Genomic DNA, 26,560 nt, shown 5'->3' with positions numbered 1-26,560 from the left:
GACATCCGTCTAAGCCTCACCCGCGTGAGCCCTCTTCCGGACTTCGGAAAACGCCATATCCACGAGCAATTTTCCAGAATCGAAAACCGTGACGAGCGCCTCGTCCCAATCCCCTTCAACAGTGCGGTCATCCCACACCACCGGCAACGTCACCGTCCGATACTCGCCTGTGTGACGGTTCACCAGCAACGTAAGCCGCCCTTTCATCGACCGCTTGCCTGCATCCGTGACCGGGTCCTTGTGTACGTCATGCCATTCGTCCCCAAGCCGGATGGCCGAACACTTCATGGCGAACCGCTGTGTATCGCGGTTGATCTGCTGCAACAAAGCGCCCCCCATGCCGAAGACGATGTTGTCGGCCGCAAAGCCGGCCTCATCCATGCCCGCCAGGATCGCCTCGATCGAATCCGGATTCACGCCATCGCCCTGAATCACGCGCACGTGATTGAGCACGCGCCGCCCCTTGCCGTTCACCGTCGAGCCGAACGACGCCTCGAGCGCCCGCATGGTCTGCAGGACAATCGTCAGCGGATCGCCGGAGTCAGGCCGGATCACCAGCGTGCCGCCAGAATCGAGCACCGCCTGCTTTAACTCCGTGCCCCATACCTCGAGCGCGGCGAACAGGTCGTAGGAATCGGACACCACCGAAACGATCGCCCCCGGCTTGCCGAACTTCTCGATCATGTTGCGGAATGCGTCGGTTTCACGCTCGCGCCCCCATGATGTGATCGTGCTGTGCTCCGCGGCCGGCACCGAAAACGCCGCCATTGGCTCGTTGTAGTAGTGGTTCGCCGCAACCACGCCAAGCACCGTGTCCGAGCCCATGAAGCTGACAAGATGCGCCGAGCCGCCAATCGCCGCCGACTCCGCGCTCGACACCCCGCGCGCGCCGAAATCGTGCAGTTTGAATGGCAACTGCGTGAGGTCGTCGCTGCTTTTCTCCAGATACGCGCGGATCGTATTGCGCAGATGCCAGCTTTGCGTCGCGACTGTAATCGGATACCACACGCGCATCAGCATCGTTTCCAGATACGAGGCCAGCCAGAACACCTGCGGATCGTCGCATTCGACCGTAACCAGAACGTTGTGCGTGGGCACGACCGAGCCTTCCGGCACCGCGCGAATCCGCACCGGCAGATAGCCGTCGTAGTGTTCGACGATGTAACGCCAGCCGGCTTCGTTGAACGGTTCGCCATGCGCCGTGAAAAACGCCTTCGCCTGCTCGATCATCCCGGCGGTAATGGGGCGGCACAGATACTCCTTGATCAGCATCTGAAGGCCAAAGAACAGCGTGCGGTCATAACGTCCGCCGCGCGACTCGATGTATGAAAACATCGCCGACGCTTCCGGCGGATATTGCAGGTAGTGCGACGCCTTGTACGAATCCGTGTTGAGGATCGGATTGGACAGGATCGACGCCATGTCGATGAACGGATTTATATCGTTTTGCATGGATGATGTTGCGCTCGTGCGGATCGCTCAAAGGTAATCAGGCGGGTTGGGGTTTTGCCGTTGATCGCCGCTCATTGCGGCTTGCACCGTAAGAATAACTACACGATACACCGTCAAAACACGCCCGGAATCACCCTGAACCGCACCTTACCTCTGTACGTCCGATACCGCTCGTCGTCGGACAGGAGCCGCTCCTCCCGCACAATGCGTCCAACCTGCAGCGCAAACTGGCATCCGTAGACGATCACGTTCTGAATCCCGAAGTTCGCCAGCAAAAAACCGACGTCCGTCACGAAATACCCCAGGTACATGGGATGGCGCACGAACCGGTAAGCCCCGCGGGAAACAACCCCGCGATTGGCGGGCAAAATGCCGAACGACCTGCGCAGCGACACCTTCGCAAACAGTTGCCAGAAAATCCCCAGCAATTGCAACGACGCGCCGGCCGCCTCCAGAATAAGTTGGGTGCCGGGCGAAAGCCGCACAGCAAGAAAATAGAACGTGCCGCCCACCGAGCAGATGAAAGCGAAAGGCGTCCAGTCACGGTGGATGGGCACCCGCGCAAATAGCGACAACCCCAAGGTCATGAACGCACTTACCACGAGCAGCAGCAAGGTGATCCGTGTGGGCGCCGCGAGCCATTGCTTGACCGCCGCGTAAGTGAAGATGCTCAACATGAGCGCCGCGGCAGCGCGTGCGAGGATTTCGGTCAACGCTTCGCGCATGCCGCCGGCCGGCGTCACGTCGCCCAGATCATCTACGCGAGGTACTGCTCCCGCTGGCTCGCCGTTCGCGGCATCCTGCAGACGGCCCTCACTATCGAATACCCGCGAGGATGTGGTCTTTGTCATGGCATACTCATTTCGATATGCGAATTATTTTTCAAGCCCGCTGCATAAAGGCTTCCGGTCCGTCAGTGTCGCAGCGTAGCAGCCACACCAGCCGAATGTCCATATCATGCCACGCTCGCCGGGATTCAATTCCGGCGCGCGACTCCCGGTGGTCGGATTGGCTCAGTGCCCCGGCTTCAGTTGCGGCGGCACGGTCGGCCGCGCAGCAAACAGGCGGCCGAGCATCCCTTTGCGGGGCTCGGCGATGGGCGGCCACAGCATATCGCCGAGCAGGCGGATGCCTTGCGCCAGCGCGCTGTCGTGGGCGGAAGTGACGAGCGGCACACTGCGGTTGAGCGCCTCGTCGACCTGCTTTTCGTCACGCGGAAGCTGGTGCGCGACCGTCGCGCCGAGCGTCCGTTCGAGCGTCGGCAGGTTGATGCACGCGTTCTTGTCGTATTGATTCACCACAACCCGCACCTTGCCGGGCGGATAGCCCAATTCCTTGAAAATATCGAGCATCCGGCGGCCGCCGTGCAGGTAAAGCAGGTTTTGCCGCACCACCATGCAGATTGCATCGCTGTGATCGAGTGCATGGATCGTCACCGAATTGAGGCTTTGGCCGATGTCGATCAGCACCGCGTCGTACCGCTCGCGCGCCAGCGTGAGAATCTGCTTCAGTTGCTCGGGCCGCAGTTCGGCGGCCTTCAGCGGGTCGCCGGCCCCCGCCAGCACGTCGAGGTTCGCGTGGACGCGCATCACGCAGGCGTCCAGCAAAGCGGCGTCGAGCTGGTCGATCCGCGAGCACAGATCGGAGAGCGTCGCGGGTGGCGGTTTGTTGGCCATCAGCAGGCTGGCGTCGGCGAATTGCTGGCTGAGATCGATCAGCAACACGCGCCTGTCGCGCAGTGCGGCGAGCGACCACGCGAGATTTACAGCGATCAGCGTGGTGCCGCTGCCGCCCTTGCACGATGCGAACGAGACGACCCGCCCGGCACGGCGCATGCCCGCACTTTTTTTCGCGGCGATATGCGTGAGCACGGTGGCGACCTTGTATGCATCCAACGGCCATGACAGCACCTGCCGCACGCCGACGCGCATCGCCGCGGTCAGCAAAGCAGCGGACGGCGCCTGCGTAACCAGCATGCAATGCAAAGCAGGCGAGCAGGCCAGCGCCTCCTCGACGCCGTCCAGCTCGTGCGCGCTCAGATCGACGTCGTCGACGATCAGCAGGTCGGCGCTCCTGATTGCGCGGGCGTGCGTGCGCAGTTGCCGTGCCGTGCAGTAAGCGGTGCGCAGGCAATGCGCCACGCCGCTTTCTTCGAGGCGCGCGACGATATGCGGCGCGCGCTCCGCGCTGGACGAAATCAGGAAGATGTCGATCATGTCGGGTCTCCGCCGGACTAAGGCCTTCCCGTAGGCAAGGCCGCGTCAATAACAGTCGACATTCAGGTGTAGTCGTCGGGATCGGATTGGTAGATGTCCAGAGCCCGATCGTGGCCTCGTTCGGTCGAAACCGGGATCTCGTAGATCGCCTCGCGCAATACGTCGCGTTGGATCTCGGCCTGAGCCTTGCGTTTCATCGCCTCGGCGATCACCAGCGTGAGCAGGTCGGCCGACGGCGCGGCGAACAAGGGTCGCTGCCGCGCAAAGTGAAGTTGGTAGGAGAAACCGGCGCCGTGCGCCGTGGTGTGCTGGTCCAGCCGCAATGCAACCGGCTTGCTGATCGTTTTCATGACACCCCCCGCTTGATTCCGCTTGATGGGCCATTCAAGGCCGTATCCAGGTAAGCCGTGCCCGCGCTAGTGCGCGGGCACGGCGCCCGGTTCACCTCGTAGCGTGCGCCCCTCTATGGAGACTCAGGCCGTTCCTCCCCGCTTCTTCGCGCCGGCCGGTCCTTACCGTGCGCTGCCCCTTCCCTGTTTTGTACGTCGCGTGCCCGCAAATTGCCCGAGCGCGGTGCCTGTCATTCTTGCGGTCGACTTCGGCCATCCATTTCGGCCGTCGACTTCGAGTCCGTCCAATATGACGGAAAAAGTGGCGAGGTCAGTGCTTCACGTTGTCCGGTGACGAATGGCCGATACCCCGTATCGATCATTCCCCCCGTTTTTTTTGACATCCGTTTTTCAGTGGCCCCGCCGCACCCTCGCAAGACACATCGGCTTCCCCGGCCGTGCTCACGAAGACTATGTTTGCCGCCGGGCTCCGGCTGCTGCTTCCCCGAGCCTCAGGAACCAGGCGGCAACGCATTTCCTTGTGAGGCTCCTATTGCAATGGCTGTGCCATGCACCTTCAATCCCTTGTCGCACCGTGATTTGTGCTGCAACGCGTCTCGCCGGACCCGGCCTTTCGTCACACTTGATTCGGATTCGACACGCGAGGGGTTCACCCTCTAACGCAGTGCGGAAGGATCTCCCTGTTTGCAGGACCGGATGCTCGCTTCTTCGGACCACGTCCGGCCGCGCTTTGCGGCGTAGCCCGGTCAAATATGCCGATGCTTCGGGCCACGAAGCACCCTTGGCAGCCGCTGCCCAATGTGTCGCAAGCTTGAGACACGCTGATTCGACGGCGCGGCATCCGTTGCACGATAACCGCTATGCGATTTGCTATTGCTATGTGGGATTCCGCACATAGTCGCGGTTGCCCCACCATTTCTGAACGGCAAGCACCCACGTCAAAGCGGGAAAAACGTTTCTGAATCCAGATTTGTTTGTATGGCGCTCGAAAGCGCTTTCGCTTATCGTTAAGCCATGCGCCACGTAGAGCGCCTCTGTCAGACCACAAGGCGAAACACGGCTTTTGTGATTCGGGGATGAAATAGTCGGGCGGTTTCAGCGTTGAACGCTGTTCTGCTAGCTGTCCGAAGTGCAGCGGCTCACGCCGCCGCATGCCCCCGCCATTGCCGCTACCGTGAAATTGTCATTGCCGGTCTGTCCAGTTCGTCGAAGAGCAGTTCTGAGAGCCGCAACAACCCGGGGGTCACATGAACACGACTTGCACGCCTGCCGACACCGAACGCACCGTTCTATACGTGGCGAACTCGCCCGATCGGGATCTGGCCAGCTTCCTGGCCGCATCCGGCTGGCAAGCGGTGCACGCCAAAAGCACGGCAATCGCCGAACGCATGATCGAGCGCGACAACATCAAGGTCGGCCTCGTCGAATTGCCCGGTGACTGCACGTCCCAGCATTTGTCCGCTCTCGCCTCCTGCATGCGTCGCGTCGAAACCAATTGGGTTGCGCAGATCGCGCCGGGCCAGTCGGACGACGAACTGGTCAGCCGCTTCATCCTCGACTATTGCTTCGATTTCGTGACCCGGCCCTGGCTGAACGAGCGGCTGGTATTCGCGCTCGGCCACGCGCACGGGCTGTCGAGCCTGCGGCATCCGCCGACCGCCCCCGAGCCTTCGCTCGGCCGGCACGGCATGGTTGGGCAATGCGAGGCAATGCAGCAGTTGTACCGGCGCATCGACAAATGCGGCGTGACCGACGCGCCAGTGTTCGTCGCCGGCGAATCGGGCACCGGCAAGGAACTGACCGCCCGTGCGATTCATGAGCGCTCGCCGCGCGCCGGCCGGGCGTTCGTCGCGATCAATTGCGCGGCCATTCCGCCGAGCCTGCTGCAAGCCGAATTGTTCGGCCACGAGCGCGGCGCCTTTACCGGTGCGTTGCAACGCAAGATCGGCCGGATCGAAAGCGCCAATGAAGGCACCCTTTTTCTGGATGAAATCGGCGACATGCCGCACGAATGCCAGGCGGTGCTGCTGCGCTTTCTGCAGGAAGGCACCATCGAACGGCTGGGCGGCAATGGGCAAATCAACGTCGACGCACGGGTGATTTCGGCGACCCACGTCGATCTGGACAAAGCCGTCGAAGACGGCCGCTTCCGCGCCGACCTGTATCACCGCCTGTGCGTGCTCCGGCTTGTCGAGCCGCCGTTGCGCGAGCGCGGCGGCGACATCAAGCTGCTCGCCAACTATGCGCTCAGCATGTACCGGCAGGACGGCGCGCGTAAATTGCGCGGGCTGTCGAGCGACGCGATCGTCGCCATGTCGAACTATCCGTGGCCGGGCAATGTACGCGAGCTGATCAACTGCGTGCGCCGGGCCGTGGTGATGAGCGAGGGCCGCTTTATCACGGCAAGCGACCTCGGCCTGCCGGAATCCGACAACGGACCGGCCGTGACGCTGGCGGAGATCCGCAGCAAGGCCGAAAAGGACGCCATCGAGCACGCGTTGCAGCGGCACGGCTACAAATTGTCCGAAGCCGCGGCCGAACTCGGCATTTCGCGGGCCACGCTGTATCGCCTGATGCATGCGAGCCGGCTGCATCAGGACCCGGCGGCCGGACGCACGTCGAACGCCGACGGCGGTGTGGATGCCGACGACGAGGCAGAGCGGCAGGCGCCTTCGCTGGTTTGACCTCGCTGGTTTGACCTAAGGCCGCCTGGACGGGCAAACCCCGGCAAATATTGCCGCGACCGCGCCGCCTGGCGCAGCTCGGCCGGCCTTGCGTCGTAACCGCCTATCGGTTCTCCCTTGGCGTTGCTATGCTGAAAGCCGTTCATCCACCCTGGAGTGGACTTGGCCGATCAGCACGCCCCGGCGCTCGTGCGCCGCCCTTCCTCCACGCTCCCCGCCCAGGCGAGCCCGTGCGACGCGCTGACCATCCACGCTCAGCCCCTCAGCTTCGATCACCCGTGCCGGCGCAAAAAGCTCGCGCTCGCCGCGACCATTCTCGGTTCGAGCATGGCGTTCATCGACGGCTCCGTGGTCAACGTCGCGCTGCCGTCGATCCAGACCGAACTGGGCGCGAGCGTCGCGGCGATCCAGTGGGTCGTCAACGCGTATCTGCTGTTTCTCGGTGCGCTGGTGCTGGTGGGCGGTTCGCTCGGCGACAAGCTCGGCCGGCGCACCGTGTTCATCGCGGGAATCGGCTTGTTCACGCTGGCCTCGATCGGCTGCGGCCTGGCGCCTGGCGTCGGCGCGCTGATCGCGGCGCGCGCCGTGCAAGGCGTCGGCGCGGCGCTGCTGGTGCCGAGCAGTCTCGCCATCATCGGCGCGGTATTCGACGACAAGGAGCGCGGCAAGGCGATCGGCACCTGGGCCGGCGTCGGCGCGATCACGTCGGCGGTCGGACCGGTGGCGGGTGGCTGGCTCGTCGATGCGTTTTCGTGGCGGGCGATTTTCTTTCTGAACGTACCGATTGCGTGCGCAACCATCGCGCTGGCGGTCGTCGCCGTGCCGGACAGCCGGCAGGAAAAAGACCCATCGCACCTGGACCCTGCGTCCAAAGGACTAGCGCTGCCCGGGCTCGACTGGCCGGGCGCCGTCACAGCCGCCGCAGGGCTCGCCGCGTTGACCTACGGCCTGACCATCGCCTCGGCGCGCGGCTTCGGCGACCGCTGGGTGCTGGCGTCGATCCTCGGCGGCCTCCTGGTGCTGTCCGGTTTCGTCGTGCTCGAAGCGAAGACCCGCAATCCGATGATGCCGCTCGACGTGTTCCGTTCGCGTGACTTCGTCGGTGCGAATCTCGTCACGCTGCTGCTTTACTTCGGGCTGGGCGGCGCGCTGTTCTTCCTGCCGTTCACGCTGATCCGCGCGTATGGCTATAGCGCGACCGAGGCAGGCGCCGCTCTGCTGCCGGTGCCGGTCACGATCGGCCTGTTGTCGCGTTTCACCGGCGGCCTGACGAGCCGATACGGCGCACGGGCCTTGTTGGGCATCGGGCCGGTGGTCGCGGCGGTCGGCTTTGCGATGCTTGCGCTGCCCTGGGTCCGCGGCGACTATTGGCGCGGCTTCTTTCCGGCGCTCGTCGTGCTCGGGCTCGGCATGACGATTACCGTCGCACCGTTGACGACGACGGTGATGACATCCGTTTCCGCCGCCCGCACGGGTGTCGCCTCGGGCATTAATAACGCCGTCGCCAGGGTGGCGAGTCTGCTCGCGATCGCAGTGCTCGGGATCGTGTTCGTGTGGTCGCACGATGCGGCGCTCGACGCGCGGCTCGATGCGTCGAACGTGCCGCAAGCGGCGCGTGAGACGGCACGGTTGACGCAAGGCACGATGAATGCGAGTTCGGCGCCGCCGGGCGCAACGGACGCGACGACACGAGAAGTAGCGCGCGCGCAAGCCGAGGCACTCGGGGCTGCCTTGCGGGCGGTGGCACTGGTATCGGCGATGTGCGCGCTGGCCGGCGCGGCGCTCGCGATGTTGACGATCCACGAGGCTAGCGGAAAAACAGCCGCGCCAGGCTAAGGAGTGAGCCTCGAGACACGGCGCCGCTTGCGATCTGCACGGGCTTTCATACCGCCATTGAACGCGGCCATTAAATGCCGCACGCCCCGCTCAACGACAGTTCAGAAAGCAGTGAAACGTCGCAGTCGAGCAGTCTCCATACTGGTACTCACCTGCTTCAAACCACCTCTACCCGATCGGGAGCTTGCACATGACGATTACCTGCTTCATCCGCTATCAGATCGACCCATTCCAACGCGATGCCTTCAACGACTACGCTCGCAACTGGGGCCGCATTATTCCGCGCTGCGGCGGCCATCTGATCGGCTACTTTCTGCCCCACGAAGGGACCAACGACGTCGCCTGGGGATTGATCGCGTTCGACAGCCTCGCCGCGTACGAAACGTATCGGGCGCGGCTGCGCTCCGACGCCGAAGCACGGGAAAATTTCCTGTTTGCGCAGACGAAGCGCTTCATTCTGCGCGAGGAGCGCACCTTCACCGAGGTGGTCGAAGGCACGCTCGGGGTGGCGGCGAGGGACTCGGTGGAAGCAACGGAATAGGCATTGCCGGGCCTGAGCGCCCCTATGGTGCGGAGCCAGTGCGCTTTCGCGCCAACCCTTTTGACGACGCGGCCCCGCACAGGGCTGCGTCCGTGCATGGCTGCCTGTCACACGGCACCTCCAGCCTCAAGCCGCGCGATCTTGCGCGCTATGCCGTGGACGGCGCCTACGCCAGGCAAGCTTTCTGCTACCTGACGGTTACAATTCGCAGCAACTGGCCGAACCTCCTCGTGATGACAGATAGCCGCCTCGGATGGAACTTGTACGACTCAACGCGTGTCGGTCCAAGGTCACGCCGCCGCATCGACCCACGCGTCCCGGCACCGCCGTCCGCACCTGGTACCCCGCCTTACACCCTATGCGCAAAAAACTCCACGCCTGGCTTGTCATTTTTCTCCTCCTGAGCGCCTCGCCGGCCTTTGCCGCCGCGGCGCAACCCACCGCCTCCGCCTCTGCGGCATCTGGCGCCGCGCCCACCCTGACGCCCGAGCAGGCCCGCCAGGCCCTCAGCGTCCTCAATGACCCCACACGCCGCGCGCAAGTCAGCGACACGCTACAGGCGATCGCCGCAGCGGGCGCACTCAGCGCTCCACCTGCCTTGGCGGCCGCGGCTGCGTCGGCACCCACCGCGGCCAGCAGCGCCACCGCGCTCGTCCCAGCCGCCTTCCAATCCAATGGCCTCGCCTCGCAACTGGCGCGTCAGGGCGCGCATTGGGCCGTGCACCTCGGCAAGTCATTGCGCAGTTCGGTCGCCGCGCTGCTCGACGTCGCGTCGGTGCGTGCTTGGTGGCATTCGCAATCGACCAACCCGCAGGCGCGCGGCGTGCTCGGCCAGGTCGCGGGGTCGCTGCTGGCGGCACTGCTGCCCGCGCTCGCGCTTGAATGGCTCGCGCGCCGCCTGTTGCGCCGCGCGTACACCGCCCTCGCCGCGCGCCCCGCACGGGCAGCAGAAGACGGGGGCACCGCAGCCGGCCGGCGCGCCCATTACGACGCCTACGCCCGCCACCGGCACCACCGGCAAAGCCACCGAGGCCAAAGGCGAGCAGAAGGCCGTGCATCACCTGACGCTGCTGCAGCGCCTGCCGCGCGCGCTCCTGACGATGGTGCTGCGCCTGTTGCCGCTGGCGGTGTTCGTCGGCGCAGCGAGCGCGCTGATGTCGATCTTCACCGAGGACGGCACGCCGCAAGACCGCGCGCTCGATTCGCTGATCGACATCTACGTGCTGTGCCGCCTGATTGTGATAGTCAGCGGCTTCTTCCTGCAGCCGAGCGCGCCGCGCCTGCGCCTGTTGCGCATGAGCGATGCGTGGGCCGTTTTCGTGCAGCGCTGGATTGTACGGATCGTCGCCGTGGTCGGCGCCGGTTCGGCGATCGCGGAGATCGCACAGTCGCTCGGCCTGAACGACGCGGCGCATCTCGCGCTCATGAAAGTGGTCGCGCTCGCCGGCCACATCATGATCTCGATTCTGATTTTGAAATGCAGGAAGCCGGTCGGCGAATTGATCCGCAGGCGCTTTGCCGCGAGCGAATCGCTGCAAATGTTCGGCAACGCGCTCGCCGATGCGTGGGCAGGGTTCGCGGCCTTCGTGGTGATGGCGCTGTGGTTCATCTGGGCGCTCGACGTGCAGAACGGCTATCGCACCCTGCTGCATCTCGGTGGCATTACGCTGGCGATTCTGGTGGGCGCGCGGGTCGTCGCGATCGTGATTTTTGGCGCCATGGCGCGGCTGTTCAATGTACAGGGCGACGCGGAGAAGTCGCTCGTGCAACAGCATGCCTACCGCTATTACCCGCTGGTGCGGCGGGTCGTCGCGTGGCTCATCGGCATCGTCACCGCGCTCGCGCTGCTGCAGGTTTGGGGCGTCGACGTGGGCGAGCTGTTCCGGGCCGGTTCGATCGGCCATCGGCTGGCTTCAGCGCTGGTCACGATCGGGGTCGCCGCGGTGATCGCGCTGGTGGTATGGGAAGGCGCCAACGTGTCGATCGAACGGCGGCTGGACCGCTGGACCACCAGCGGCGACCTCGTGCGCGCCGCACGTCTGCGTACCCTGCTGCCGATGTTGCGCAGCGCGCTCTTTTGCGTGATCGCGCTGGTGGTGGTACTCACTGGCCTGAGCGAACTCGGTGTGAACATCGGGCCGCTGCTGGCCGGCGCGAGTATTTTCGGCGTGGCGCTCGGCTTCGGCTCGCAAAAGCTGGTGCAGGATTTCATCACCGGCATGTTCCTGCTGATGGAAAACGCCATGCAGGTCGGCGACTGGGTCACGCTCGCGGGCGTATCCGGTACGGTCGAATATCTGTCGATCCGCACCGTACGCTTGCGCGGCAGCGACGGTTCGCTCTTCACCGTGCCGTTCAGTTCGGTCACGACGGTGAACAACACCAACCGCGGACTCGGCAATGCGGCGGTGAAAGTGAATATCGTGTTCGGCGAGGACGTCGATCTGGCGATCGCCACGCTGAAGGAAATCGGCGCCGCGTTGCGCGAAGACGAGAAGTTCAAGGACGGCATCCTGTCCGACTTCAGCTTCTGGGGCGTGGATGGCGTGGATGGTTCAGCGGTCACGCTGGCCGGCCAGATCCAATGTCGCGACACCGCGCGCTGGGGCGTGCAGCGCGAATTCAACCGGCGCATTCTCGACCAGTTCAGCGCGCGCGGCATCGAGATCGCGAACCCGCAGCGGCATCTGCTGACGTGGGACCCTGAGAGCGTACCGGCCCAAGTCGAATCGAACGGCGCACCGGACGTTGGCCCCAACGCTGCAGCGAAAGGCGAACCGCCTTCAACAGCGCATGCCGGCGCCTCGCTGAAAGCGGCGGCCGGCAAGGCCGACGCGCCGGTTGAAGATCAAGTGCCGGTCGACCCTAAGCCGGCCGGTGGCCCAGGAACGCCAGCAAATCCTGGTTCAACTTCTCCGCATGAGTGAAGTACAGGCCGTGGCCGGCGCCTTCGTAGACGTTCAGTGAAGCGCCTGCTATCAACGCCGCGGTCGGCCGCCCAGTCAGCTCGAGCGGCGCAGAGGCGTCCCGGTCACCTTGCACGACCAGCGACGGCACCCGGATGCGGGCCAGCTCCGCGCGGAAATCGGTGATGGTCTGGATACGGGCGAGTTCGAGGATGGCCTGATGCGAGGTCTGCAGCATCATGCGGATCGTCCAGTCCAGCGGCGCGCGCGACACACCTGGGCCGAAGTACGGTGCGGCATTCGCCTCGATCCAGTCGGGGAAGGAACGGCTCAGCGCGAGGCGGCCCTGCTCGAACAATGCGGCGTCGATCCCGTTCGGGTTGTCTTCGGTTTTCAGCAGATATGGCGTAGCTGCGGGCGCGATGAACGCAATCCTGGCCACGCGCTCCGAACCGTGCCGCGTCAGATAACGCACCACTTCGCCGCTCGCGATCGAATGTGCGACCAGTGTCACGTTGGTCAGATCGAGTGTGCTGAGCACGCTGTCGAGATCGTCGGCGAGCGTGTCGAAGTCGTAGCCACGGCCGGGATCGCTCGAACGGCCGTGGCCGCGGCGGTCATAAGCGATGCAGCGGCAGCCGAGGCGCGACAGCGGCTCCATCTGATAGGACCACATGTCGGAATTCAGCGTCCAGCCGGACAGGAACACGAGCGGCGCGCCTTGCCCCCAATCGCGGTAGAAAAGGCGCGCGTGGTCGGCGGTGCGGATGGTGTTGGGATCGTCGGTGAGATACGGTGCGGTCGCGTTCATGGAAGCCTCCTTACCTTGGGTCGGAATCGTCGTACCGTGCCGCCACTTTGCCTGGCGGGTGTAGGCAGGTCGATTACCTGAGAGGTAAAGAGACGGGCTTGCGAGCCAGCGACGAGGCGCTTATTGCAGCGGCTTATTGCAGCGGCTTATTGCAGCGGCTTATTGCATTGGCTTATTGCACCTGCCACCAGCGCGGCAACAAGCGCCGCACTTCCGGCCGCCGATACCGGTCATCGATCAGATGCACCACCCCCTGATCCTGCTCCGTGCGAATCACGCGGCCAGCGGCCTGCACGACCTTCTGCAAGCCCGGATACAGATACATGTAGTCGTAGCCGTTGCCGAACTTCGCCTCCATCGTGCGGCGCATCTGCTCGTTGACGTCGTTCATCTGCGGCAGGCCGAGCGTCGCGATGAAGGCGCCAATCAGTTGCTGCCCGACCAGATCGATACCCTCGGAGAACGCGCCCCCTAGCACCGCGAAGCCGACGCCCTGGTTCATGGTGCGAAAGCGCGCAAGGAACGCGTCGCGCGCCGCCTCGTCCATGCCCTGTTCCTGTGCCCATACCGGCAGTTCGGGATGACGCGAGCGCATCAACCCCATCACCTGTTGCAGATACTCGAAGCTGCTCAGGAACCCGAGATAATTGCCCGGCTGCGCGGCGTACTGCTTTGCGATCAGATCGACGATGGGTACGAGCGAGCGTTCGCGATCCCGCCAGCGCGTGGATACGTTGCCGGCCACCCGCACCTGCAACTGCTCGGCGCGGAACGGTCCTTCAACGTCCAGCCAGTTCGTCTGCTCCGGCAGACCCAGCGTGTCGCGATAGAAATGATGCGGATTGAGCGTGCCTGAAAACATCACTGTGGTGCGCGCGGCCGCGTAACGCCCCGCAAGAAACGGCGCCGGGATCACGTTGCGCACGCACAGCGTGCTGCTGCTTTTGTCGCGCGGCGCGTAGCGATCCGCGGTGAGCGTGATGTCGAAAATCGAATGCTCGCCGAATTGCTCCGCCAGCGCGACGAAGTGCATGGCGTCGAAGAAAAATCGCAGCGATGCTTCGTCGATCGAAAGCGGCGCTTCGGCGAGTTGATCCGTCACCGCGCCGATCAGATTCTGTGCGGCCGAAAGCAGTTTACCGGGGACGTCGGGGTAGACCTGATACGCGTCGGTCTGGGCGCGCTTGACGGCGTTCCACTCGCGCTGAAGCCGCTCAAGCGGCTTCTTCAATGTCGCAGGCGCGGTTTTGCGGGCGAGCCGGAACGCCGCCTGATCGAGCGACGCGCTGTACATGCGCCGTGCCCGCTCGAGCAGGTTGTGCGCCTCGTCGACCAGCACGCCGACGCGCCACTGATTGATCTGCGTGAGCGCGTACAACATCGCGCTGCTGTCGTAGTAGTAGTTGTAGTCGCCGACCACCACGTCGGACCAGCGCGCCAGTTCCTGCGCGAGATAGTACGGGCAGACGTCGTGCTGGAGCGCCGCTTCGCGCACCGACACCCGGTCGAGCCGCGGGCCGGCCAACGCCGCGCTGCGGGCCGCGTCGAGCCGGTCGTAGAAGCCGCGTGCAAGCGGACAGGACTCGCCGTTGCAAGCCTTGTCGGGATGCTCGCAGGCCTTGTCGCGTGCGACCAATTCCAGGGTTCTCAGCGGCAAGCGCCCAGAAGTCAGCTCGGCGCTTCGATGGAGCGTTTCGATCGCATCGAGGGCAAGCGCGCGGCCTGGCGTCTTCGCGGTCAGGAAGAACACGCGGTCGATCTGATCCGACGCACACGCCTTGAGCAGCGGAAAAATCGTCGCCAGCGTTTTGCCGATGCCGGTCGGCGCCTGCGCCATCAAGGGCTTGCCGTCACGCGCCGCGCGATACACCGACACCGCAAGCTCGCGCTGACCACTGCGGAACTGGCCATGCGGAAACTGCAACGCACCGAGCGCGGCATTGCGCGCGGCGCGATGGGCCTCTTCCTGCACAGCCCAATCGAGAAAGCGCTCGCATTGCTCGACGAAGAAAATCTCCAGCTCACGCGCCGTGTGCGTTTCGGTCAGCAAGGTTTCCTTCTGACTGCCGACATCGAAATACACCAGCGCGACCGTCAATCCGGCGAGCCCGCGGGCCTGGCACAACAGGTGCCCGTACACGAACGCCTGCGCCCAATGCAGCGCGCGGTGATTGGCGGGCATCCGTTCAAGCGCGCCACGATGGGTCTTGATCTCTTCCAGCCGGTTCGACACCGGGTCGTAACCGTCGGCGCGGCCACGCACGGTCAAACCGCGATGCGTGCCGGTCAGCGTGACCTCGGCTTCATAGCCGCTCGCACGCCGCCCGGCGACCGTCACATGGCCGGCCATGCCTTCCAGCGAGGTAGGCGCAGGCGTGAAGCGCAGATCCAGATCGCCGCGCCGCGCGGTGAATTCGCACATCGCCCGCACGGCGACCACGTAGGTCATGGGGTGATCTCCGTCACGCCTTCCAACGCGACGATCTCTTCATCGGCCCATCGCACGTCGAGCACGCGCACCGGCATGCCGTGCTGCGCGCAGTACGCGAGCCAGCGGATCTGGTTGTCCTGCAAGCGGTCGCCGGGGCCTTTCACTTCGATCAACTCATAGCGGCGCTCGGCCGGCCAGAACCGAATCAGGTCCGGCAGGCCCGAGCGGTTGCCGCGGATGTCACGCAGCAGACGCTCGAACCATAGTTTCAGATGCGCGGCAGGCAGGCAGTCGAGCGCCAACTCGACCAGTTCCGGCGTCAGCAAGCCCCAGAATACGAACGGCGATTGCAGACCCGCCTTGCTTTGCAGATGCCGCAGAATCGTCTCGCGATAGGCATTGCTGTCGAGTTGCGCGAGACACGCGGCGAATTGTTCCGCGCGGCGCGCATGAAAATCCGGCGCATGCAGATCGGCCGGTCCGCGCTGGAACGGATGAAAAAATGCGCCGGGCAGCGCCGCGAACACCGGCTCCCAGCACAGCAAGCCGAACAGCGAGTTAATCAGCGCGTTTTCGACGTAATGAACCGGCGCCGCGTCGCAAGTCAAATGGTCGCGTGCAACGTATTCGACCGGTTGCGGCGCGTCTGGCCTCGGCAGCACCAGTGTGCTGCGCTCGACCGGCCGGGCGGCGGGCACACGCGGCACTCGCTCTCCGCGCTTGCGCTGCAAACGCGGCAACATGCGCTCGACGCGCTGCGCCTCCTCTTCGCTTTCAGGTTTGGCCGCGGCTTGCGAAGCGAGGGCGAAGGCTTCGTCGAATCGCTCGCTGCGTTCCAGCACACGCAAGCGCCGATGGCGCGCGCCGGGCCACGCGCAACGCTCATAGACAGCGAGCGCGGCGGCCCAGTTCTGCTGACGCTCGCAATGTTGGCCGATACGAAACAGCAGTTTCGCGCGACGCGTTTCGAGCCAGGGATTCGAGGTTTCGATGGCGGCAATTGCGGCGACGAGTTCGTCGATCGCCTCTGACTCCGCGTCACCCGTGGGCAGCCATTCGAGCGCTTCGCGGCATGCATGTAACGCAAGATAGACGTCGACGTCCGCGCGTTGCTGGAATGCGCGCGACGACGGCGCGAATGCAACCTTCTCGTACTGGAACACGCCGAGATCGGCAAGCACGAACTCCGACCAGTCCTGCTGCAAATTGCCGAAGAACATCAGGCGCAGACGCTCGCAAAGGGGCGCGATGGCGACGTGGAAGACGCGGTCGGTGGTCTGGCCGCGCCATGTGGACAACGGATGCGCGGCGGCGCCTCGTCCGTCACATTCGCCCTCGCCTTCGCCTTCGTAAAACGGCCGCAGCGTTTCCAGCAGATCGGGTTTGCGCAAGCCTTTCGCGCCAGGAATCAACGCGATGGCGTCCGCAAAGATCAGCAGCAACTCCGGGCGCGTGGTGAGCGCGAACAGATCGTCGAGCGTCAGGCCCGGTTCAGTGTCGACCCAACCCAGCACTGCCAGGGGCGCAACCGCCTGCAAAGGACAACCAATCTCGTCGTAAGAAAGACGGCTGGAGCGGAACAACGTGCCCTTGCGCATCAGCATGCGAACCAGCAACGCGCGCGAGGGCTGCGGCAAGGCGGCGAAATCGCGCAGGAAGCTGTGTTCGTGCGCGTCCAGCAGATCGTCGTAACGCTCGGCGAGCCACGCCAGCGCACGCTCGAAGTTCAGCAGGTAATAGGGGACATCAGAACGGAGGTCTGACGGAGCATCTGTCGCCACGGGGTTTTCATGAAACCTGTATGTTTATACAGTGATGATATCAAAATCCGTGGGGGAGCCGGCTGACAACGCGGCAAGGGAGCTAGATTCCTTGCGGTGCCGCCACCCACATGCCAGCCTAGCCCGCGCCCGCCGCATAGAAGCTCGCCAGGTCCCGCTTGAGCGCATGCAACGCGGCGTCGTCGAGATAGATCATGTGCCCGGTCGGGTAGTAGGCGATGCGCACGTTGGCGCGCAGCGGCGCATCGATGCCCAGATGCGCGAGCGCGTATTCGGTCGCATAGAACGGCGTGGCGAGGTCGAAATAGCCGTTCAGCGACATCACGCGCAGGTGCGGATTCTGCCGCATCGCTTCGGCGAGATCGCCCGCCGCATACGGCACGGACAAGTGTTCCCCCCACCACTCACGGTGTTTCCAGTCCCACTGCGTCAACGCGTCGTCGTTGAAGACGCGATAGCGGTCGGCAGGCGTGAAGTGCAGGTCCTGCGCAAAATGCTGATGAAGCGCGGCGTCGAAAGCGCTCGCCACACTGCTCACCGATGCGTCGTAATCGGGACGCTCGGACACGCCGTCGTACTCGAGTCCTTTAAAGCGTGCATCGAAACGGCCAATGCTGCGCGATTGATCGCGCAGCAATTGATTGCGAAAACGCGAGGGATAGAGACGCAGGCGGCTTCGCTTCACGTAATCGACGTCGAGCCCAGTGAACTGCGCGACGCGTGCGGCGATTTCGTCGCGCTGCGCGTCGGGCAACGCGTCGCCCTGCGCGAGCGCTTGCGCATAAGGCCCGCGGGCGAACGCGCGGGCCTCGTCGAGGAAGGCCGGCAGACTGGCCGGCTTTGGCACGATCTTGTCGTGGTACCACGCGATGGCCGCGAAGCTCGGCAAGTAGCTCTCGCTCTTGAAATCGAAGCCGGGTGAAAACGCCGAGGAATCGAGCACCGACGACATCAGGATCACGCCATTCAACGCGATATTGTTTTGCCCCAGTTGATACGCGAGCATCGCGGCGCGCGCGGTGCCATACGATTCGCCGAGCAGGTACTTCGGCGAATTCCAGCGCTGGTTCACCGTCAGATAGCGGTCGATGAATTGCGAGAACGCGTCAAGGTCCTTGTCGACACCCCAGAAGTCCTTCCCCGTGCCATGGCCGACAACCCTCGACAGGCCTGCGCCGACAGCATCGATAAAGACCAGATCGGTGGTGTCGAGCAGGCTATCGGGGTTGTCGTCCAGCACATACGGCGCGGGCGGCGTACTCGCGGGACTCGCCGTGCGCACCCGCTTCGGTCCGAACGAGCCGATCAGCAGGAACACGCTGCCCGCACCCGGTCCGCCGTTGAAAAGGAACGTGACGGGACGTGTCGAGGGCGCCTTGGTCGCGACGGTGTAGGCGGTATAGAAGACGCTCGCATTGGCCTGCCCGGTTTTGTCACGCAGCAGCAGGTTGCCCGCCGTCGCGGTGTAGTCGATGTTGCGGCCGCCGAGCCGGATCGAATGCTGCGTCACGGCAGCGCTTTCCGGCGGTACAGGGATCGGCGAGGTCTCGGGTTTGACAGCGTGCGGCGGGTTGTCCTGCGTATCGTTCTGAGCCGCCGCGGAAACCCGTGGCGGATGGCCGGTACGAGATGGATTTGCGCGCGGCTCCATGACTGGCTGGCCGTTCGCATCGACGGTCTGGCCGGCAGTGTCTGCCTGGGCGCCAGGCGCGCCGGGCACGCTTACCGAGCTAGCCGGCGCGGTGGCTGTTTCCGTGTCGGCTGCCGCAGTGGCTGAGTCGTCCAGTTCGGCCGCCGCGCACATCTGACTGAACGTGGCGATGACGGCAAGGACCAACGCCATCGCCACCAGCGCAGCCGCCATGGATCCTGCCATCAGTGATCGGCGCCACGAGAGATAGAAGCGAATGGCCATGGGGTATCCGGCTGCGAGTCGATTGGCGTCGATGTCCCGATTGTCCAGCTTAAGACGAATCAGGCGACTGATTCTTGACGCAAGCATCGAAGCCGTCAATCGAAAACGGGCTCTAACGCGCGTCCCTCCCAAGCCGCATCGTTTCCTTGGGGAAAACGAAAGTAATACGAAATACTTAAGAAAGCCGCTCCGCTATCGCGGCGCCACGAGGACTTCGTCTGGCGTTCGCGGCTTGGGCGGCTTTCCCTGTTCACAGCCTACGCCTTCATACGCACCGGCAATCCGCCGACGAACGCAGCAATCCGTTCGCACGCGTCGATCAGGCTTGCCTCGTCGACCACGAAACCCAGCCGCACGAAGCCATTCGCGGTCTCGCCGAAGGCGCTGGCGTCAAGCAGCGACACGCCCTGTGCGCGAAACAGTTGCCAGGTGAAATCGACCGTATCGAGGCCCGTGCCGCTGACGTCCACCATCATGAACATGCCGGCTTCGGGCAACAGGCAACGCAAGCCCGGCACGCGGTGCAAGCGCTCGAACACGACGTCGCGGCGACGCCGGTAAATCTCGCGCATCTCGGCGACGATCGGCGCCTTGTTCTGCAGGGCCGTCAATGCAGCCTGCTGGATGAAGCCGGGCAAGCCATACAGCATCGCCAGCGCGAGCCGCCCCATATGCTCGATCAGCGTGGCAGGCCCGATCGCCCAGCCCACACGCCAACCCGCCATTGCATGTGATTTCGACAGACTGCCGAGCGTCACCGTGCGCTCCGCCATGCCCGGCAACGCGGCGATGCTCACGTGCTCGCGCTCGAACGTGAGATCCGCATAGACCTCGTCGGAGAGCACCCACAGATCGTGCTCGCACGCGATCTGCGCGATGCGTTCCAGATCGGCGCGCGGCATCACCACGCCGGTCGGGTTACAGGGTGTCGCGAAGAAAATGGCCTGGGTGCGCGGCGTGATGGCCGCTTCGAGCGCATCGCAGTCGAGGTGGAACGCCCGCGCCGGATCGACCGGCACCGGCACGAGCGTGGCGCCCGCCGCGCGCACGCAGGCCTCGTACGTGAGGTACATCGGCTCCGGAACGATCACTTCGTCACCCGCTTCCAGCAGGCACAGTGAGGTCGCGAACACGCCGTTCTGCGCCCCCGCCGTCAGGATCACGTTGGCCGCGCTTACGGTGCAACCGGTGGTGCGCGCATGGTCTTCGGCAATCGCCGCGCGCACCGGCTCACGCCCGGACACGGCGCTGTAATGCGTATCGCCGCCGCGCAACGCCTCGACGGCGCGCTCCACGATCGGCGCGGGCGTCGCAAAGTCGGGGTCGCCGACGCTCAGCACGATCACGTCTTCGCCATTGGCGAGCGCCTGTTGAGCGACACGATGGATTTCCCACGCCGACGTACGCCTGCCCTGCAAACGCTCAACCAGATTCGAATACTTCATGGAACTCACCCCGTTTCGACTTGAGCCGCCAATGTAATGGGGCGCGTGCGAAACGTCCAGATACGAAAAAGCGCCACGCGAGTACTGAGTCTCGTGTGGCGCTTCGCTGAAGCCCTGGCCCCAAAGGGCAATGCGTTTAAACCTGGCGGCGCAATTCCGCCGGCGGCACTTTCATCAAGTGACGATATTTCGCCACGGTGCGCCGCGCCACCAGCACGCCCTGATCCGCGAGCATCCTGGCGAGTGTCACGTCCGACAGCGGATCGTGCGTGTTCTCCGCGGCGATCATTTCCTTGAGCAGCGCACGGACGGCCGCGGCCGAACAGGTGCCGCCGCTTTCCGTGCCGAGTTCACGCGGGAAGAAGTGCTTGAACTCGAAAATGCCGCGCGGAGTGGCCATATATTTGTTGCCGGTCGCACGCGAGATGGTGGACTCGTGCAGACCGAGCTCCTCGGCCACATCGCGCAGCACCATCGGCCTGAGCGCGATTTCACCGTACTGGAAGAAGGCTCGTTGATGCGCGACGATGCATTCGGCCACGCGTTGAATCGTATCGAAGCGCTGCTGCGCATTGCGGATCAACCAGCGCGCTTCCTGCAATTGCTGCGCGAGCGGCGAGCGGCTTGCACCGGCCGACTGCGCGAACAGCTCGGCGTACATACGATGGATGCGAGCGCGCGGCTGCACGGCCGGGTTGATCGTCACCGCCCATTTGTTGCGCACCTGACGCACGATCACGTCCGGCACCACGTAGTTGTCTTCGGTACGGCCGTAGTTGTTGCCCGGCTTCGGATCGAGCTTGCGCACCAGCGCGCAGGCCACCCGCAGTTCCTCGGCGCTGCAGCCGATCTGCTTTTGCAGTTCAGCCTGTTCGCGGCGCGCGAGACGTTCCAGATGATGGTCGACGATTTGCCGCGCCACATCGCGTCCCGGCGTGTCAGCGGGCAAGGCGTTGACCTGCAGCGACAGACACTCGGACAGCGAGCGCGCGCCGAGACCGGGACGATCGAGCGATTGCACGAGCCGCAGCGCCACCAGCAATTCTTCTTCGGTCAATTCGGGTTCGAGGTCGACGCTATCTGCGAGCTCGGAGAGTTCCTGACGCAGATAGCCGTCGTCGTCGAGCGCCTCGATGATGAAGCGGGCCACCGCGCGGTCACGGTCGTCGAGTCGATACAGACGCAGCGAGTCGTGCAACTGCTCGCGCAAGGTCGGTTGGGAACGCGCCCATTCCGCAGGATCGCTACTGTCGGAGTCGCCGTTCTGGCGCGTCGAACTGCGGCTGCTGTAGTCGCCCGAAAAGTCGCCGGGTATGTCGTCCTGCCCTGCGCTTTCCATCGTGTCGCCGCCGCTGTTGTCAACCGGTGACGATTCGGGTTCGGCCGCGGAGACTGTGTCCGTGGCGGGTGTCGCGCCGGCATCATCGCCTGGCGTTGTGGTGGCAAGCGCGACGTCTTCCGTGTCTGTCGAGTCGTACTCGAGGAAGGGATTGGTGTCGAGTGCGGTGCGCAACTCCTGCTGGAACTCCAGAGACGACAACTGCAACAGGCGCACCGATTGCTGCAGACGCGGCGTGAGTGCGAGGGCCTGCCTTGCGCGTAGTTCAATTGACGGCATTGTAGTGAGGTCCCGTGAATAGCTGAGAAAAGGTATCTGACCTCAATAGAGCAACTGTCATACCAGCTCGCCCAACACGCTGTTTTTTCTAAGTTTTGCCTTTTCAGGCCCGCCGATTGCGCACTGGGCGAGCGCCCTTTTTACAAGGTCCCGGCAATTTCCGGTCGCCGGCCTTACGGACCATTGGACAGCACGCCACACGTGGCCGCCCCTCTATTCGTCAGCCTAAACGCATGCGCAGCAACGGCTTCTCCCGACCTCGGGCATTCGTGCTGTGTACCAGGCACACAGCTTGCGGGTCAACACTATTTATCAACACCCGAAGGAGAAACCATGAAGACCATTCAATTTCTGAAGACCGCAGGCAGCATCGCTTGCGTCGCATTCGCACTGAACGCTACGGCGCAAACCAGCGGCTCGGCCCCGTCGGCCGCATCCGAAACCATCGGCCAGCACGTCGACGACGGCACCATCACCACCAAGGCCAAGGCCGAACTGCTCAGCGCGAAGAACGTCAAATCGACCCACATCCATGTGAAGACCCGCAAGGGGGTGGTGTGGCTCACGGGCTCGGTGCCGTCGGCTGACGACAAGGCCGCAGCAGGAGAAGTCGTGAAAGGCATCGATGGCGTCTCGAGCGTGAGGAACCATCTGAAAGTCGTAGCGGAATAACGTAGCGGACTAAGCGCGGCATCTTCGCCGCTGTCCCGTTTTAGGAAGCCAGCACGCCGGAATCGCGCTGAAAAATACGCGCGGCCGGCAGGCATGCGCCCGGACTACGCGGCGGTGCCGCGGACACGACGCCCCGCCGTCGACCTCGCTAGAATACGAATCCCTCGTGCTGCGACAAGCTCCTCCCCCTCCAATGACCGCTCCCGACGAATCAAGACGTGAAGCGCGGACGAACGCCGCCAATTCGCTGTTTGCTTTTCTCAAGGCGCTGCCGCTGGGCGACCGGCTGGCCGAAGGCAGTGTGATGGCCGCGCAGGCGGTGGCCGGCGGCGGCCTTGCGTTCGTGATCGGCCGTTGGCTGCATACGGAGCAAGCTTTCTGGGCCGCGATTACGGCGATCGCGGTCAGCCAGCACAGTTATATCGACACCCGCAATCTGTCGCGCGATCAGTTCATCGGCGCGATGGTCGGAGCCGTTTGCGGGCTCATCGGCGCAACCCTCGGCGGTGGCTATCTCGCCGCTTACGCCGCCACCGTTGCCGCGGCAATCGTGATTTGCTGGGTCGTGAACGTGGGCAGCGCCGCGCGTCTGGGCGGCATTACGGCGACCATCATGCTGCTGGTGCCGGGCGTCGGTTCGCCGTGGGACAAGGCCTTGCTGCGCCTCGGCGAAGTCACCTTGGGCACGGTCTGCGCACTGCTGGTGACCTTGATCATGTCGAGAATAGAGAAGCACTGGTTCGGCAGAACCGACAAAGCCTAGCCGGATTTCTGATCGTTCTCTTGCGGTTGACGCCGGTAACGCCCCGGCGTCGCGCCGACGCTCTGCTGAAACGCCTTGCCGAAGGCGGCTTCCGATTGATACCCCACTGCCTCACCGATCTCCGCGGCGCTGCGCTGCGTGCGTAGCAGCAGATCGCACGCGATCGTCATACGAATCTGCGTGAGGAAGTCCATCACCGTCATACCCGCACGCTCGTTGAAATGGCGTGCGTAAGTCGCGCGGGACATCGCCGCGCGTTCACCGAGCTCGGCAATCGTCCACGCCCGCTCGGGGGCATCCAGCATGCCCTGTACCGACGCACCCAGACGCGTATCGGCCAGCAGCGCCAGCACGCCTGCGCTCGATGCATTCTGTTCGCCATGCACGCGCAAAGCCATCGCGAAGAGCGCGTGGCTCAATGCGGTGACGATCGCGAGCGCGCCGGGCTGACGTTGTTCGGCTTCGGTTCGCATCAACGCAATCACCGTCTGCAGCGCGCCGAGCGTTTGCACGCCGCCGAGCGACACGTGAAATGGATCCGGCAGCGCGTTGAGCAGCAACGCCGAGGAACCGGGCGCGTAGACGAACCGGCCGCATAGAAGATCAAGATCGGCGCAGCCCTCTTGCTCGTCATTGCGCTCGTCATTGCGGCGCAACGGCAGCATGCCGTCATGACTCAACGTCAGCGGCGCGGTGGCAGCCGCTCGCCCGATATCGCGCACCCGATGCGCGGCGCCACGCGGGAACAGCATGAAATCCCCCGCCTGCAGCGCAACCTGCGCGCCACCCGCAGTCTCGACGACGCACGCTCCATCCAGCACCAGATGAAACGGTGCAATGCCCGCCTCCATCGGCGCGTGATCGATGTCGAAGCCGCCCGTGAGCAGGCAACGCAGATCGAGGCTGGCTTGCGGCCGGGCGAGGTCGATCAGTCGGCTGAGCGTATCCATGAGACGGTCGCGCTAAAAGTTGAGCGAATCGAGTATTCAGGATATCGCGGCACAGCGCAATACTTTGCCTAACGACACCGGCACCCGCCGGGGCGTGGCAAACAAAGGAGCACTGTCATGTTGAACTGGATCGATTACCGCAAGGAACTGTTCGGCCGCATCGGCGAGATCGCCAAACTGTCGCCGGATACGGTGAAGGCCTATCAAACGATGTCGAGCGCGGGCCAGAAGGCCGACCTTCTCGGTGCGAAGACGCGCGAGCTGATTTCGCTTGCGGTGGCCGTGAGCTTGCGATGCGACGGCTGTATCACCGTGCACACTGCCGAAGCGTTGAAACACGGCGCGACACGTGAAGAGATCGCCGAAGCGCTCGGCGTGGCGGTCGCCATGAACGCGGGCGCCACCATGGTGTACTCGGCACGCACGATGGACGCCGTCGCCGCTTATCAGGCGGATAGCAAGCAGGCAGATTGAGGGAAGCGGCGCCCACTACGCGCCGTTACGCCGGATGACGCGCCTCTTCAAGCTGCTTGCGGCGCACTTCGCCCTGGCGTTCCAGCATCCAGCCCGGGTACTCAGCCGGCAGCGTGCTGACCTGATCGAGCTTCGCAAGCTCGTCGGCGGTCAACGCGACGCCGGTGGCGGCAATGTTGTCGTCGAGTTGCTCGACTTTCTTCGCCCCGACGATCACCGAGCTCACCACGCGTTGATGCAGCAGCCACGCAAGCGCGATCTGTGCCACCGACACTTTCTTCGTCTCCGCGATATCGCGCATCACGTCGATACAGTCATAGGCGCGCTCGCGATTGACCGGGGGAAAATCGAAGGTCGTGCGACGGCTGCCCGCTTCGCCCTGCTGCTCGCGCCCATATTTGCCGCTCAGCAAGCCGCCCGCGAGCGGACTCCACACCATCAATCCAAGCCCTTCGCTGTGCAGCATCGGCACGAGTTCGCGTTCGAGGTCGCGGCCCGCCAGCGTGTAATACGCCTGGAGCGATTCAAAGCGCGCGAGGCCGAGGCGCTCCGCAATGCCCAGCGCCTTCACGATCTGCCACGCGGCCCAGTTCGACACCCCGACATAGCGCACATGGCCATGCTGAACCAGCGTATCGAGCGCGCGCACGGTTTCTTCGATCGGTGTGGCCAGATCGAAACCGTGGATCTGATACAGGTCGACGTGGTCGAGTTGCAGGCGCTTCAGGCTCGCCTTGATCCCGTCGATGATGTGATAACGCGAGGCCCCGCGCGCGTTCGGAAACGCTGCCGTCTGGCCGAATACTTTGGTTGCGACCACAACCTTGTCGCGCGGCACTTTCAGGTTCTTCAACGCCTGACCCGTGATCTGTTCGGACAGGCCATCGGCATAGACGTCGGCCGTGTCGATGAAATTGATGCCCGCATCGAGCGCCCGGCCGACCAGCCGCTCCGCGTCCCCCTGCTGCAGATCGCCGATCTGCTTCCAGATGCCCTCGCCACCGCCGAAGGTCATCGTGCCCAGGCACAGCTCTGAAACAAACACACCGGTACGGCCTAACTGGTTGTATCGCATCGTCGAGACCCCATCGTGGATTCGTGAATCGGTGAGCCGTACAGAGTACTGCACCTGGAAAATTTCGACAGGACCCGGCGTGAGTTCTGACCAGCCATCCGGCGAACGTATGTTTCAAACCACTTACGGTTCCCGCAGTAGTTACCGCAGCTTTTTTGGCCCGGAAAAATTTCCTTCTTTGCCAAAAGCGAGGCGCCATGCGGGTCTCCGGCAAGCGTCGGCGATGCGCAACATACCCGTAATGTTATGCCGGGGGCATTTGGAAAGTTCTGGTAAGGCGTGTATAAGTCTGACCATTCCGCTCGTATGGTGCAGTGCCTTTAACAAGGACCGTGCGTATGAAGAAGAAGAAAACATTTGGAATCGGCCTCGGCAGCGTCGTGCTGCTCTCAAAGGCATTCACCCCTTCAGCGATGGCCGCGTGCAGCAATACCGCGCCGCCGAGCAACACCACAGTCACCTGCACGGGCACCGGCCTCGCCGCCGTCGTTGCGCAAACCGGCAGCACAGGCATGCGCTGGGTCTGGTAGTTTCGCGCCGTGCTGTGCGGTGCAGCGGGTGCTGTGCGGGCCGCACCCGCAGTGATTGCCGCCTTATTCCGCGCGATAGCCGCCACCCAGGCATCGGCAAAGCCGCCGAA

The 26,560-nt window shown here is 64.0% G+C and carries 20 protein-coding genes; 8 read left to right on the top strand and 12 right to left on the bottom strand.

Annotated elements, in window-relative coordinates; all coding sequences use genetic code 11:
- Window positions 1–9: 9 nt before the first annotated feature.
- The 4 genes from FSO04_RS20375 to FSO04_RS20360 form a co-directional block, all read right to left on the bottom strand.
- A complete protein-coding gene (locus tag FSO04_RS20375; RefSeq protein ID WP_154561837.1) occupies window positions 10–1,452 on the bottom strand; it encodes a nicotinate phosphoribosyltransferase in 1,443 nt (480 codons plus the stop codon).
- Window positions 1,453–1,565: 113 nt separating this feature from the next.
- Window positions 1,566–2,177, bottom strand: coding sequence for a methyltransferase family protein (locus tag FSO04_RS20370; protein WP_166618222.1), 612 nt, complete (start codon window positions 2,175–2,177; stop codon window positions 1,566–1,568).
- A gap of 288 nt (window positions 2,178–2,465) precedes the next feature.
- A complete protein-coding gene (locus tag FSO04_RS20365) occupies window positions 2,466–3,668 on the bottom strand; it encodes a CpaE/TadZ family protein (protein WP_154561833.1) in 1,203 nt (400 codons plus the stop codon).
- A gap of 62 nt (window positions 3,669–3,730) precedes the next feature.
- Window positions 3,731–4,018 (bottom strand): hypothetical protein, encoded by a 288-nt coding sequence (locus FSO04_RS20360; protein WP_154561831.1) that lies wholly within the window; start codon window positions 4,016–4,018, stop codon window positions 3,731–3,733.
- A gap of 1,247 nt (window positions 4,019–5,265) precedes the next feature.
- On the opposite strand from FSO04_RS20360, the gene FSO04_RS20355 reads away from it, so the two are divergent.
- The 4 genes from FSO04_RS20355 (at window position 5,266) to FSO04_RS20340 (ending at window position 12,006) form a co-directional block, all read left to right on the top strand.
- Window positions 5,266–6,702, top strand: a complete 1,437-nt coding sequence (locus tag FSO04_RS20355) for a sigma-54-dependent transcriptional regulator (protein ID WP_154561829.1) — start codon at window positions 5,266–5,268, stop codon at window positions 6,700–6,702.
- Between the two features lie 162 nt (window positions 6,703–6,864).
- Entirely contained in the window at window positions 6,865–8,538 is a 1,674-nt protein-coding gene (locus FSO04_RS20350) for an MFS transporter (protein ID WP_154561827.1), read from the top strand.
- A gap of 190 nt (window positions 8,539–8,728) precedes the next feature.
- Window positions 8,729–9,079: an NIPSNAP family protein gene (locus FSO04_RS20345; RefSeq protein ID WP_154561825.1), complete on the top strand. Its 351-nt coding sequence runs from the start codon at window positions 8,729–8,731 to the stop codon at window positions 9,077–9,079.
- 878 nt (window positions 9,080–9,957) lie between these two features.
- A complete protein-coding gene (locus FSO04_RS20340; protein ID WP_414693442.1) occupies window positions 9,958–12,006 on the top strand; it encodes a mechanosensitive ion channel family protein in 2,049 nt (682 codons plus the stop codon).
- Here the strand turns inward: FSO04_RS20340 and FSO04_RS20335 are convergent.
- From FSO04_RS20335 to FSO04_RS20310, 6 genes are all read right to left on the bottom strand, one after another.
- On the bottom strand, window positions 11,945–12,796 hold the full coding sequence (locus tag FSO04_RS20335) for an alpha/beta fold hydrolase (protein WP_154561823.1): 852 nt from the start codon (window positions 12,794–12,796) through the stop codon (window positions 11,945–11,947). The genes FSO04_RS20340 and FSO04_RS20335 overlap by 62 nt on opposite strands.
- Window positions 12,797–12,968: 172 nt before the next feature.
- Window positions 12,969–15,245 (bottom strand): ATP-dependent DNA helicase, encoded by a 2,277-nt coding sequence (locus tag FSO04_RS20330; protein ID WP_154561821.1) that lies wholly within the window; start codon window positions 15,243–15,245, stop codon window positions 12,969–12,971.
- Window positions 15,242–17,008, bottom strand: a complete 1,767-nt coding sequence (locus tag FSO04_RS20325; RefSeq protein ID WP_168435758.1) for a VRR-NUC domain-containing protein — start codon at window positions 17,006–17,008, stop codon at window positions 15,242–15,244. The genes FSO04_RS20330 and FSO04_RS20325 overlap by 4 nt, the downstream gene beginning before the upstream one ends.
- A 118-nt stretch (window positions 17,009–17,126) precedes the next feature.
- Complete coding sequence (locus tag FSO04_RS20320) at window positions 17,127–18,923, bottom strand: S10 family peptidase (protein ID WP_154561819.1); 1,797 nt, start codon at window positions 18,921–18,923, stop codon at window positions 17,127–17,129.
- 257 nt (window positions 18,924–19,180) lie between these two features.
- Entirely contained in the window at window positions 19,181–20,368 is a 1,188-nt protein-coding gene (locus FSO04_RS20315) for a pyridoxal phosphate-dependent aminotransferase (protein WP_154561817.1), read from the bottom strand.
- A gap of 136 nt (window positions 20,369–20,504) precedes the next feature.
- On the bottom strand, window positions 20,505–21,986 hold the full coding sequence (locus FSO04_RS20310; RefSeq protein ID WP_154561815.1) for an RNA polymerase factor sigma-54: 1,482 nt from the start codon (window positions 21,984–21,986) through the stop codon (window positions 20,505–20,507).
- Window positions 21,987–22,319: 333 nt separating this feature from the next.
- Here FSO04_RS20310 and FSO04_RS20305 point away from each other — a divergent pair, with 333 nt between their 5' ends.
- The gene (locus tag FSO04_RS20305) at window positions 22,320–22,658 is read left to right on the top strand and encodes a BON domain-containing protein (RefSeq protein ID WP_154561813.1); all 339 of its coding nucleotides are present in this window, start codon (window positions 22,320–22,322) and stop codon (window positions 22,656–22,658) included.
- Between the two features lie 193 nt (window positions 22,659–22,851).
- Window positions 22,852–23,421, top strand: coding sequence for an FUSC family protein (locus FSO04_RS20300; RefSeq protein WP_154561811.1), 570 nt, complete (start codon window positions 22,852–22,854; stop codon window positions 23,419–23,421).
- Here FSO04_RS20300 and FSO04_RS20295 read toward each other — a convergent pair.
- On the bottom strand, window positions 23,418–24,371 hold the full coding sequence (locus tag FSO04_RS20295; RefSeq protein WP_154561809.1) for an AraC family transcriptional regulator: 954 nt from the start codon (window positions 24,369–24,371) through the stop codon (window positions 23,418–23,420). The genes FSO04_RS20300 and FSO04_RS20295 overlap by 4 nt on opposite strands.
- Window positions 24,372–24,488: 117 nt before the next feature.
- Here FSO04_RS20295 and FSO04_RS20290 point away from each other — a divergent pair, with 117 nt between their 5' ends.
- Entirely contained in the window at window positions 24,489–24,845 is a 357-nt protein-coding gene (locus FSO04_RS20290) for a carboxymuconolactone decarboxylase family protein (RefSeq protein ID WP_154561807.1), read from the top strand.
- A 25-nt stretch (window positions 24,846–24,870) separates the two neighbouring features.
- Here the strand turns inward: FSO04_RS20290 and FSO04_RS20285 are convergent, their stop codons facing one another.
- Window positions 24,871–25,920: an aldo/keto reductase gene (locus FSO04_RS20285; RefSeq protein WP_154561805.1), complete on the bottom strand. Its 1,050-nt coding sequence runs from the start codon at window positions 25,918–25,920 to the stop codon at window positions 24,871–24,873.
- A gap of 338 nt (window positions 25,921–26,258) precedes the next feature.
- On the opposite strand from FSO04_RS20285, the gene FSO04_RS20280 reads away from it, so the two are divergent.
- Window positions 26,259–26,450 (top strand): hypothetical protein, encoded by a 192-nt coding sequence (locus tag FSO04_RS20280; protein WP_154561803.1) that lies wholly within the window; start codon window positions 26,259–26,261, stop codon window positions 26,448–26,450.
- Window positions 26,451–26,560 lie beyond the last annotated feature (110 nt).

The organism is Paraburkholderia madseniana, from assembly GCF_009690905.1.
Classification (GTDB): Bacteria; Pseudomonadota; Gammaproteobacteria; order Burkholderiales; family Burkholderiaceae; genus Paraburkholderia; species Paraburkholderia madseniana.
Note: the sequence above shows the minus strand (reverse complement) of the source record. Positions and strands in the feature narration are given on the sequence as shown.